We start from the raw sequence: 12,179 nt of genomic DNA, 5'->3' as shown, positions 1-12,179 counted from the left end.
TAGAAATTGCCAATAAATCAACTTTTGACTTGATGTTGAAGTGCCGCAACAAAAAGACTTTCGTCAGAATCAAAAAGTTCCTCGCTTGAAGTGATAAAATTTCGCAAAAATCTTGATACAAATCCTCCTGCTTGTTTGGTAGCCACATGTCTCAGATCTTGGTGTCTTAGTGTCTTTGTGGTGAAAAATTTCACTTTTGAACCACCAAGGCTCTAAGACACAAAGGTAAAAAAACCAAAATTCAGAAAATTTTTTGAGGATTGTTACGCAGCGACAAACTATCTCGCATAGTAAACTCTGGCATTTCTAAAGATTCCAAAGAAAATCGCTATAATTTTTGAAGGGTTTAGAAAGAACAACCTAGCAATATATTTACGGATATGAAAAAAGTCGTAGTAGGACTTTCTGGCGGTGTTGATAGTTCTACCGCAGCCGCCATTTTGCACAATCAGGGCTATGAAGTGATTGGTTTGACCCTTTGGCTGATGAAAGGAAAGGGTCAATGTTGCTCTGAGGGTATGATTGATGCGGCTTCTATCTGTGAACAGCTGGGTGTTCCCCATCACGTTGTTGATATGCGGGACGTTTTTCAGACAAACATTGTCGATTACCTTGTAGCTGGTTACAGTAGTGGTATTACGCCTCTGCCTTGTTCCCAGTGCAATAAAACAGTGAAATTCGGCCCGATGTTGCAGTATGCCCGCGAAACTTTGGGATGCGATCGCATTGCTACAGGTCATTATGCCCGGATTCACTATAACGAAGCAACTGGACGTTACGAACTCCTACGGGCGATTGATCGCAACAAAGATCAGAGTTATTTTCTTTATGATTTGTCTCAGGATTTACTGGCAGGTACGGTATTTCCTCTAGGTGAAATGCAAAAGAGCGATACTCGTCGGATTGCGAGTGAATACAATCTCAAAACAGCTGACAAACCGGAAAGCCAAGACTTATGTTTAGTGGAAGCCAATGGTTCTATGCGGGCATTCTTGGATAAGTATCTTGCTCCCAAGCAAGGTGATATTGTTGACATGCATGGCAAGGTGCTAGGTCAGCACGATGGTGTCCATCATTACACGATTGGGCAGCGCAAAGGTTTGGGAATCGCTGCTGCTGAACCATTGTATGTGATCGCTTTAGATGCAGTTAACAACAAAGTGATTGTAGGCGATCGCACTAAGGCTACTCAACCAGAATGTACTGTAAATCGGGTGAATTGGGTTGCGATCGCCGAACCTGCAAGTCCGATTCGTGCAGAAGTGCAAATCCGCTATCGTTCTCACCCCGTACCAGTTACGGTCATTCCCTTGGAAAACTCCCGTGTACGGCTCGTTTTCGATGAACCTCAGTTCAGCATTACGCCTGGACAAGCGGCGGTTTGGTACGAAGGAGAAAAAGTTTTGGGTGGGGGAATCATTGAGCAGTTTAGTGACTCTTGAGTTGGGTGTCTATTTTTAGTAGATTAAATCTCTTGCAAAAATCAGGATAATTCTTTATTACGAACACAGATGCACACAGATGAACACAGATTTTTTGATCGGTGTTTATCTGTGTTTATCGGTGTTTATCTGTGTTCGTTTTTTTTGCAAGAAGTTTGCTGAATGCAAGACATGAATATACGGGATTTTCAACCTACCCCTTATAAACTGCTACCGACTCTTGCGCCTCGCGGTACAATCCCTTGGCAATACGAAACATTTCTTGACCTGTGTGCAAATAACTTTCGTCGTAGTTCAAGGGAAAATATTCCAATTCATCTAGTCCATCACTAATTTGATTGAGGCAGTAATAAAGATGAGCCGCCACTCTTGCTAAACTAGGGGGGTTGGGTAGGGAACTAAAAGAGGTTTGTGCCTGTTTCAGGTCTTCTCGGCAATTTTTTAAGTATTTCTGAAAATCTTCTAAAAGATCATCATCAAAGGGATCTGCTGCTAGTTTTTCAATTTGTGTTTTCAAAGAATAAAGAATCACATATGCTAAGCGACTAACTGGTTGATAAACTTGACGTAGCCATTCTTCAATCTGTTCATCAATGTCTCGTCCTGTTTGTCTTTTTGTTTGGTATTGCTGCCCAGCAGCAGTGCTGCGCTGCTGTCTGCTGCTGGATTTTTGCTTTAGTTTGTGATAAATTCGTCGGTCATAACTTTTGCGATTCTCAGCATCACCCAAGACTTCATACGCTGCATTAATACGGATAATTTGCTCACTATCCGCCGTTTCTTGATTACTATCAGGATGATATTGTTTGACCAAACGGCGGTAGGCTTGCTTAATCTCTGCTTGGCTAGCGTCTGGATTTACTTTAAGAGTTTCGTAGTAGTTGTTACTTACCATTGTAGAGAACATCCTGAAAGCCCCGTCACTAGACAGCGCGGGGATGAAAGGTAGGTGAAAACTTGAGTTTACCTGCCTTCAAAATTTTAACAGTTTGGACAAGTTCTCATTTAACTGTTGCCTACTCTGGCTTCTATTAAGTCTTGAAACAAAGGTGTACTGAGATACCTTTCCCCGAAACTGGGCTGAACCATCACAATTAAGCGTCCCTGATTTTCCGGACGCTGGGCAACACGAATTGCTGCACACAAAGCAGCCCCACTGGAAATGCCAGAAAGTAATCCTTCCTCTCTTGCCAAACGCCGACCATAGGCGATCGCTTCATCATCGCTAACAGTGATGATTTCGTCAATTAATTGGACTTTCAGTACCTGAGGAATAAACCCTGCCCCAATTCCCTGAATTTTGTGTGGGCCGGGTTTTCCTCCCGATAAAACTGGACTGTTGGCTGGTTCGACTGCGATCGCCTTCATGCTTGGTTTGCGTGCTTTGATTACTTCCGCAACACCCGTAATTGTGCCACCAGTCCCAACCCCTGCTACAAGTATATCTACTTTACCTTCAGTATCTTCCCAGATTTCTTCTGCTGTTGTTTCCCGGTGAATTTGCGGGTTAGCAGGATTACGAAATTGCTGCAACATATAAGCATTGGGTAGTTTGTCAACAATCTCTTGTGCTTGCCGAATCGCGCCACTCATACCTTCAATCCCTGGGGTGAGTTCGAGTTCTGCACCGTAAGCCCGCAACATCGCCCGTCGTTCAGCACTCATTGTCTCTGGCATTGTTAAAATCAACCGATAACCTTTAGCTGCTGCTACCATTGCTAAGGCTATCCCTGTATTGCCAGAAGTGGGTTCTACTAATACTGTTTTGCCAGGAGTAATCAATCCCTCCTCTTCGGCAGCATTAATCATGCTGATCCCTATACGATCTTTGACTGATGCTGCTGGATTCATACTTTCCAACTTCACGACAATCTCGGCTACACAGCCTTCTGCTTGGGGAATACGGTTGAGCTGTACTAAGGGTGTACGCCCAATCAGTTCTGTAATGTTACGAGCTATTCGCATTATTTTGTCCTTGGTCAATTCTACTGTGTTGGTGGTTAGTGGTTGATAGTTGATCGGAACAACCAACAAACAACAATCAACAATCAACAATCAACAATCAACAAATCATTAAATGTAGTACATAATATCTAACTGCCGTCGGGAATCTCGTTTTTCACAAAGGTCGGCAAGTGTGTATTTTTGCAAAACTGAGTTTGCTGCTTGACGTGCTTCTTGCCAAATTTCTTCTACAACAGCACCATCTACAGTTTTAGGCTGATCTTCTTCAGACGTATGCACCCTATCTAAGCCTTCCACACATCCCAAAACTTCAAAAAGCGTGATTTTCCAAGGTTCTCGTGCCAACAAATAACCACCTTTTGATCCTCGTTGGCTCTTGATTAGACCCCCACGCCGCAAGATTGCTAACAGTTGTTCTAGATAGCGGTCAGGTATATTCTGTTGTGCTGCAATTTGACGAATTTGCAGCGGTTCTCCACTTTGGTAGTGGACTGCCAATTCTAACATGGCTAAAATTGCGTATTCTGATTTACACGATAGTTCCACGGTCGAGAATGGGAAAGAAATGATCCTTTTACTTTTTTAGTATACTCCGGTTCTCCACTGGGGTTTGTTATTTTTACGATTAAAAACACAAAAAACCCCGCCCTGAGGCGGGGAAAATATTTTTGTTGTTGTTGGTTGTTTCTTCAGCATTGGAAAAAACTACCAATCAACAACCAACTACCAACAACTCACTAAATTAGAAGGTAAAGGTTGTTCTGAGTGTACCGATGATGGCATCGTCGTTATCGCTACTTTGACCAGGAGCGGTTAACCAGATGATGCCAGGAGTGATGGAAATATTATCGCTGACTTGGTATTTGTAGAAGCCTTCAATGTGGTACGGTACATCACCATCTCTAACGCCTGCAACTCTGTTGAGAGAATAGGGTTCAGCACCAGCGAAAATACCCAGTACGTTGCCTTTCTTACCAAGGTCTGGGAAGGCTACTCCTAAAGCGTAGCTCCAAGCTTCAAAGTCATCACCGGTGCCGCCACCAGTGACATCATGGTAAGAAATGAAGCCACTTACCGAGAATCTATCGCTGGGTCTAAAGGCTGCTGATAAGCCGTAGGAATTACTGGAAGATCCGTCTGTAGTACTCAAGGTATTGGCTTGAGCAGTACCGACTACAGAGTTATTTACAGAACCCGCATCGAATAGAGAACTACCTGCACCATGATAGCCGTGAACGTAAGTTGCGGCTATTGCTAAGCGATCGCTTAAATTAAAGTTCAGTTGTCCAAGAGCAGCATAGTTACCGTTGAATATACCTGAACCTACACCAGGATTATTCGGTTCAGATCCTAAGTAACCGACTGTGACTGAAGTTGGTAGAAGGAAACTGCGTCTTTCGCCAAAACCGAAGTTAACTGCTGCACCAGCACCACCACCAATACGGAAGATGGGGTTTTCGGAAGCAAAGGTAGACAACGCACCATTACCACCGTCGTAATCTTCAAAGTAAGGGTTAACGGTAGCAGCAACGTCGCTCCAAATACCACCAGTAGCAGCAACATAAACTCTGGCATTATCACCCAACGGGAAGTAGTATGACAACCAGTCTATAAAGACGTCGTTGCTGTTATTGGGGTCACCAGTGAGGTTAAAGGTTTGTAGACCTTCAGCACTACCGTCAGCACCAATGTCTAATCTCTGGGCATTCCCAGTTGCAAGACGGGTGTGTAAAACATCTCTACCTGTGAAGCTGGTTTGCAAATCTAGACGAACCCTGTTTTGGAAAACAGTGTTGTTGTCAGCATTATCATCATTACCAAAAGTATCAGTGAGAGCAAAGATCGCTTCACCAACTAGTTTGGTTGTAGTTGAGAACTGGTTAGCTTCCAACTCCGCTGTCCGTGCTTCTAATGCATCTACACGACCACGTAAGGTTGCTAGTTCTGCGGAAAATTCTTCTTGTAACCGCTGCAAGGTCGCCAAATCTTCTTTGGTAACTAACTCAGCTGTCGCTGTGGCAATTAATTCATTGACCCGATCCAAACAAGCATTTAAACCTGCGGCAAATTCATAACGGGTCAAAGGACGATTACCACGATAAGTACCGTTAGGATAACCTGCTATACAGCCATAGCGCTCAACTAAGGACTGAAGTGCCTGGAATGCCCAATCAGTTGGTTGTACGTCGGAGAACTGAGAAACCGATGTCACTTGCGCTTGGGAATTAGTGGTTTTCCCTTCGCTACCATATTGGTTAACTTGATCTAGGACGTTAACTTCTGTTTGCTGCTGTACTTGAGCTAGCTGTTGTGCCTGTGTTTGTTGTTGTACCTGAGCCAGGATATCTGACTGTTGTGGTGCTTCTGTTGGTACAACAGAAGCTGTAAATCCTGTTTGTGTGGAATTACTTTGTTGTTGGTTAGTTGATAAATCTGCTTTGATGACTTCAGGGGTGGCGCTATTAGGAGCTGCGATCGCAGTTGCTGAAACCAACAGTGTGGCTCCTAGAACTGCTGGACTGACCACCAATGATTTCCACAAGATATTAGACATCGTTCCTGTTCTCCTCACACCTCGTTCTATACATTATGGTTTGCTGCAACTATTGCCGAATCGCGACTTCTTGTTGAAACCTGTGGATGAGGCATATTGCCCTATTTAAAGACAATTTTTGTTTTTGCCAAGCTAAGCAGTAAATTAAATTCTACAAAGTTAAGTTTTATGTGATTAACTTACGCAAAAACATATCCTTATAGCTTGTCATTATAAAACATCTGAGTCAGATGGCAACACGTGAGAGTTCGCATATACAACTGTCACATTTCCCTTGGTTAATCTTGAAATTTCAAGCATAGTTTAGTGATCTAAATCATGAGGGTGATGCCTCTTAAGAAACCATATTCACAATTTACTTGTTAAAACTTAGACAAGTATGTTGTAATTTCTGATTTCACCTACTAAGAGATATTACTTAACTTATCTGAGAAATTTTCTTGGCTAACTCAAAGTCTTTCCGTGTTAAGCCACCTGCATCATGGGTTGTCAGTGTAATTCTAACTTTGTTATAAGAAATCTCTATATCTGGATGATGTCCTGCTGACTCGGCGGGTTCAACAAGTTTATTTACAAACTCCATTGCCTGTAAAAAATCTTTAAAATTACGCTGACAGCACAATTTTGAACCCTCTACAGTCCAGCCTGAGAGGTTATTTGCTAAATCCTGAATTTCTGCTTCTGTAAGTAACTGCGCCATATCATCAACTCCTAATTTGATGAGTTAGTAATATTTTGTGTCTGAGGAGGTTGATCATGGAAATCACTACTCTAAATTTTACACTTTTATCTAACCAGAAAGACTCAAAGATGTCCGCTTGAATACTTAAATACTATCCGTCCGTATCGCTAATGGGTAATTAGTAATTGGGCTATTACCTAATAACTATAATCGCAGCGAGAATATAAAGTGATGATCCGGACTCCTATTTTATTTATAATGAACTAGCAAGATGAAAAATAGTAGATTTTACCTAAAGGAATTTTTGACTTTTTTGTGACCTGTGCTCAAAGTACGATATTTTGGCTTTTCCGTTAAAATATAGAGCTTTATTTACCCTATGCTAAGACGCAGTTAATTGCGTAGGGTTCCCATGATTTGATACACAATTATGGTTTTTTAAACTAAGCAAGAGCTATGCCAATTATAGTGATGTTTGACCCTTGAAGAAGGCAGAAGGGCAGATAAACACTAGGCACACATATAACTAGACATAGTGACGCATTTATGACGCATTTATAAAGATACGGAAGGGGAGAGTATTTTATCTTGATTCATTGTATCCCCGTGTGCGACCTGTTCCCCTTCCCTAACGTGTCCCCTTATAAAATATATATATAAAAAACTATCCGCTCTTACTTTAGATCAGGTGATCTAGGTAAGAGCGGTCTAGTTGGGTCTTCAGGTTGCAACCTAACTGCCGGATGGAACTCCAAATCAGCTTAGCTGCTTGAGGTAACTTAGTCTCTCAATAAGACTAAAGCTGACTTTTAGAGAACAGCCCCGGCACACAGCCGGTTTACTGCAACCTGATGACCCATGCATTTACTACTATCTGTCATGGGCATCACCTCCTTGTTGCCTAAGCGGTCGTAGTCTCAAAAAGGCAGAGTTGATTAACTCTGGGTTGTTTACAACAATAAATACAATATAGCACAAGGTTTAATGATTGCTGCAACTAAATCTAGGTTGAATTTCCACTCTGAATTACTTGGTGATGCCAGGGGTGAGCGTAGCGAAACTTGCTCAATTTGGGGAGTATCAACAAATCAGATTACTATATAGCGATCGCATCTAACATTTTGCATCACTACTTATCTTTTTTGTCACCCAAAAGGAAATTACGAGCTAGAAAAAAGCTAGAAATCGATTTAGCATCTATAGGTTCACCTTGTAGAATTGCTTTCTCCAACTCTTGTGGAGTCAGTAGAACTGTTTCTATATCCTCGTCTTCTTCTTGTGCTGGTGGTGTTTCAAGCTTTTCTAAATCTTGAGCCAAAAAAGCATAAATAACTTCATCAGAATATCCAGGGGCAATAAAAAATTCTCCCAATGTTTGCCACTTATGAGCGCGATAACCAGTTTCTTCTTCTATTTCCCGCTTCACTGTATCCAAGGGATCTTCGTTCGCTTCCACAGTTCCTGCTGGAAACTCTAACAATCTTCCCCCAACTGCAAAACGATACTGACGTACGAGAACCAGTTTACCCTCTGGCGTTATAGGTACAGCTAAAGCACCTCCAGGGTGACGAATGCACTCCCATTCTCCTTCTGATTTGTTAGGCAAACGCAAGCGGTTGACTTCAAAATCAAACTTACGTCCTCTGTAGAACAGACGTTGTTTTAGTAATTGGGGTAATTCTCTACCTAATGGCATAGTTAAGTTTTTTAGTTTAATTAAGTTGATAGGCTTAAGGGTGTAAGGGTTTCACGGCAAATAATTTCAACTAAATTACAACATCCATATACGCTGATGCCCCTACACGCCTAATTGTATTGCTGTAAAATCATATATTCGTTAACAAATGCACTTCAGAACAGTCTACATTCTTCGCTAGTTCTTCAATTGAGCGTCCGGTGACTGGCTCTACCCAATTTGGAGCTATTTCTGCTAACGGTACTAAGACAAAAGCACGTTCCCGCATTCTCGGATGGGGAATTTGCAAGTTTGATGTATGCAAAATTAAGTCATCATATAACAACAAATCTAAATCTAATGTTCGAGGGGCCCAACGCTCTTTGCGGATACGTCCAAACTTTTTTTCTATTTCTAGCAAGCTTGCCAATAATAAATCTGGTGTCATATTGACTTGCATGATCACACAACCATTCAAATAATCTGGTTGTGGTGGGCCTATAGCTTTAGTTTTGTACCAATTGGATCTCGCTTCTAAGATAATACCTGGTATTTGAGCCAAATTTTTGATAGCCTTCTCTAAAATTGTATAAGAATCTCCAATGTTACTACCTAAAGCTACTGCAACAGGCTTCCACTCATCTTTACTGGCATCGTTTGTTGTCTGTGGCTGTAGTTTGCTCTTGGCAAAAATTTTCAACTATTTTCCAACTCCAAATATTACTGAACAGCAGGTATAAATCTCGCAAATATCTTTAATCTTAGTCTTAAGAAATCTTATTTGTTATATAGTGAATTAAGTGAATAATTTATTAGGATACTGTACAAACACAAACGTTGTGTACCAATCTGAAAATTTCGTGGTGGTTAGGTTGGAACTACTGAAAGTGAGGAGCTGACGTGGGGAAGTTTACCTCCTGGTTTAAAGAAAAAACTACAAAATCGAGTGATTCTCAAACAGCAAAATCGGGGTCGGCAGTAGGTGATACCCAAGCACAAGAGGAATCCACAAGTGAACAAAACCATGATGACAACCGACCACCAACAAAACTGGACCAAGCCAAGCAGATATTAACTCAGGTAGTTGCCAAGTTCCCTGGTAGTCACAAACCGCTATACCGTCGTTATTGGTTTTGGGCTGGCTTGGGCGTCAGCGGCGGTGTCGCTGCTGTTTGTTATGGAGTTTGGTCAATAGACCAGACATTACCAAATAAAACTGAACTTACTGCTGTTGTCAGAGAGCAAACATTAACCATCAAAGCTGCCGATGGGACGATTTTGCAACAGCAAGGAGAAGCAACCAGAGAACAGTTGAAACTAGAGGAAATACCAGATAAATTCAAAAAAGCCTTTATTGCCTCAGAAGATAGAAGATTTTACAAACACGATGGTGTTGATGCCCAAGGAATTGTGAGAGCAGTTTTAAATAATTTGCGATCGCAAAACGTCGTCGAAGGTGGTAGCACCATCACCCAACAGCTAGCACGAATTCTCTTTCTCAAACAAGAGCGGACAATTTGGCGTAAGCTCAAAGAAGCTCGTCTAGCACAGAAAATCGAAGACCAATTGTCTAAAGAGCAGATTTTAGAACGTTATCTCAATCTTGTGTATTTAGGTTCTGGAGCCTACGGAATTGCAGATGCAGCATGGGTGTATTTCAGTAAACCAGTACATGAACTCACTTTGGGGGAAATGGCAACGATAGCTGCTTTACCTCCAGCCCCAAACCGTTTTTCACCCCAAGTAAATTTAGCATCTGCCCAACAGCGGCGGAATCTGGTTTTGCAACGGATGTATGAAGACGGGTATATCACCAAAATTGAGAAAGATATAGCAGTTAGCGAAAAATTAGTCGTGAGGCCAAGTCAACCCAAACGCTGGCAAGTTGAAGCTCCCTACTTTATTAGTTATATCCAGAAAGAATTGCCTAAATATGTTTCCCCAGAGGTTTTGAATGCAGGCGGTTTAACGGTAGAAACCTCCCTAAACTTATCTTGGCAGAAGATGGCAGAAGAAGCGGTAGATAAAACTTTACGTAATCAAGGTCGCTGGGAAAACTTTAAGGAAGGAGCTTTGGTGGCGATCGACCCCCGTACTGGTGAAATCAAAGCAATGGTTGGGGGAAAAGATTTTAGCAAAAACCAATTTAATCGTGTTACTCAGGCACAACGGCAGCCAGGATCGACTTTTAAAGGATTTGTGTATGCAACAGCGATCGCTACTGGTAAAAATCCCTATGATGGTTATGAAGATGCACCCCTAATTGTAGATGATTACGAGCCGAAAAACTTCAGTGAGAATTTCTACGGCTGGATGAATATGAGAGATGCTCTCACCAAGTCAATAAATATTATTGCGGTGAAAGTATTGATGGATATAGGATTTGAGCCAACAATTAAGCTTGCTCATGATATGGGAATTAAATCGGAACTCAAGCCGATGTATTCTCTAGCTCTTGGCTCAAACGAAGTAAATTTACTAGAACTAACAAGTGCTTATGGTTCATTTGCTACTCAGGGATTACACGTAGAACCCCACGGCATCACCCGTATTCTCAACCGCCAAGGGCAGGTAATTTGGAGAGATAATTTTCAGCCAAAGCGCGCTTTAGATGCAGAAAGTGCCGCAATTATGACCTGGATGTTACGTAATGTGGTCAGTGCAGGTACAGGCGCTGCTGCTCAATTAAATGATAGACCTGTTGCAGGTAAAACTGGTACTACCGATGAAGCTCGAGATTTGTGGTTTATTGGCTTCATACCCCAGTTAGTAACAGGCGTATGGTTAGGTAACGACGACAACAAACCAACTGCGGGTAGTAGCAGTACAGCTGCTTATACCTGGCGGGAATTCATGGAAAAAGCAACAGAAGGAATACCAGTCGAAAAATTTCCTGAACGACCGAAATTAGAAGGTCGCAAAGGTACCATTAAAGCACAACGCGTCAAACCTAAAAAAATTGTTAATCCTCCTGCTCCTTCTAACAAAGAGAATTCTGATGGGCAAACTCAGCAGGTAGATTCCAATAATAACCAAGGGCGATCGTCCCGCAGAAGAAGATACAGAAGAACTAATTATCAACAACAAGAACAGCAGCAAGAACAAACCCCAAGACGACGCAGACGCCGCTATCAACAACAGCAAGCGGTTGACGACTCCAGTTCCCAAAGAAGCTATCAGCGTCGGTATCGTAGTTACGAATCAGCTTCTGATAGTGATTCTTCGCCATCTCAATCACGGCGACGCAGACAATATTCAAATTCCTCTACCCTTGTAATCCCTCGAATTAGGTATACGCCATCTACTAACACTTCTTCTAGTTCCACACCGACATCTTCTTGGCGAGAAAGACTCAAGCCAAGTTCCTCACAGTGAAATGGGGTGATGGGGGTGTGAGGAGTGTGAGGGGTGTGTAGACGCGTAGCGGCTTCCCGTAAGGGTGGAGTGTGAGGGGTGTGAGGAGTGTGAGGAGTGTGAGGAGTGTGTAGACGCGCTCATAGGCTTCCCGTAAGGGTGGAGTGTGAGGAGTGTGAGGAGTGTGTAGACGCGCTCATAGGCTTCCCGCAGGGTGGAGTGTGAGGAGTGTGAGGAGTGTGTAGACGCGCTCATAGGCTTCCCGCAGGGTGGAGTGTGAGGAGTGTGAGGAGTGTGTAGACGCGCTCATAGGCTTCCCGCAGGGTGGGGTGTGAGGAGTAAGTATTAAACAACTACTAACCAGCAACCAAGAATCAACAACCAACAATCAACAACCAACAACTAACTAATAACCACTCACTACTGATTACCAATTTCCTCCCCTCCCCTCTGACTTGTGGGGGATGTGGGTGGTATGCTCTTTTTATAAGTTTTTAAGTAGTGTTA

At 42.5% G+C, this 12,179-nt stretch carries 9 protein-coding genes; 2 read left to right on the top strand and 7 right to left on the bottom strand.

The annotated features are described in order from the left end of the window. The first annotated feature begins 380 nt into the window (after positions 1 to 380). Positions 381 to 1,442, top strand: coding sequence for a tRNA 2-thiouridine(34) synthase MnmA (gene mnmA / locus NIES592_RS21305; RefSeq protein WP_073556816.1), 1,062 nt, complete (start codon positions 381 to 383; stop codon positions 1,440 to 1,442). A 193-nt stretch (positions 1,443 to 1,635) separates the two neighbouring features. On the opposite strand, the gene NIES592_RS21300 is transcribed toward mnmA, so the two are convergent. From NIES592_RS21300 to folK, 7 genes are all read right to left on the bottom strand, one after another. After that, positions 1,636 to 2,337, bottom strand: coding sequence for a J domain-containing protein (locus NIES592_RS21300; RefSeq protein WP_073556815.1), 702 nt, complete (start codon positions 2,335 to 2,337; stop codon positions 1,636 to 1,638). A gap of 110 nt (positions 2,338 to 2,447) precedes the next feature. Then, positions 2,448 to 3,407, bottom strand: a complete 960-nt coding sequence (gene cysK, locus NIES592_RS21295) for a cysteine synthase A (protein ID WP_062250587.1) — start codon at positions 3,405 to 3,407, stop codon at positions 2,448 to 2,450. Between the two features lie 108 nt (positions 3,408 to 3,515). After that, positions 3,516 to 3,953 (bottom strand): RrF2 family transcriptional regulator, encoded by a 438-nt coding sequence (locus tag NIES592_RS21290; RefSeq protein WP_009455021.1) that lies wholly within the window; start codon positions 3,951 to 3,953, stop codon positions 3,516 to 3,518. Positions 3,954 to 4,149: 196 nt separating this feature from the next. After that, positions 4,150 to 5,961: an iron uptake porin gene (locus NIES592_RS21285; protein WP_073556814.1), complete on the bottom strand. Its 1,812-nt coding sequence runs from the start codon at positions 5,959 to 5,961 to the stop codon at positions 4,150 to 4,152. A 418-nt stretch (positions 5,962 to 6,379) separates the two neighbouring features. Further along, positions 6,380 to 6,661: a 4a-hydroxytetrahydrobiopterin dehydratase gene (locus tag NIES592_RS21280; RefSeq protein WP_073556813.1), complete on the bottom strand. Its 282-nt coding sequence runs from the start codon at positions 6,659 to 6,661 to the stop codon at positions 6,380 to 6,382. A 1,111-nt stretch (positions 6,662 to 7,772) separates the two neighbouring features. Continuing rightward, positions 7,773 to 8,339 (bottom strand): NUDIX hydrolase, encoded by a 567-nt coding sequence (locus NIES592_RS21275; protein ID WP_009455015.1) that lies wholly within the window; start codon positions 8,337 to 8,339, stop codon positions 7,773 to 7,775. Between the two features lie 130 nt (positions 8,340 to 8,469). After that, positions 8,470 to 9,018 carry a 2-amino-4-hydroxy-6-hydroxymethyldihydropteridine diphosphokinase gene (gene folK / locus NIES592_RS21270; protein WP_073556812.1) on the bottom strand — a complete coding sequence of 183 codons (549 nt, stop codon included), beginning with the start codon at positions 9,016 to 9,018 and terminating at the stop codon, positions 8,470 to 8,472. Positions 9,019 to 9,218: 200 nt separating this feature from the next. Between folK and NIES592_RS21265 the strand changes: the two genes are divergently transcribed. Next, complete coding sequence (locus NIES592_RS21265) at positions 9,219 to 11,693, top strand: transglycosylase domain-containing protein (RefSeq protein ID WP_073556811.1); 2,475 nt, start codon at positions 9,219 to 9,221, stop codon at positions 11,691 to 11,693. Positions 11,694 to 12,179 lie beyond the last annotated feature (486 nt).

It is taken from the genome of Fischerella major NIES-592 (assembly GCF_001904645.1).
Taxonomy (GTDB): Bacteria; Cyanobacteriota; Cyanobacteriia; order Cyanobacteriales; family Nostocaceae; genus Fischerella; species Fischerella thermalis.
The sequence above is the reverse complement of the archived record's forward strand: the minus strand, read 5'-3'. Positions and strand labels throughout refer to the sequence as shown.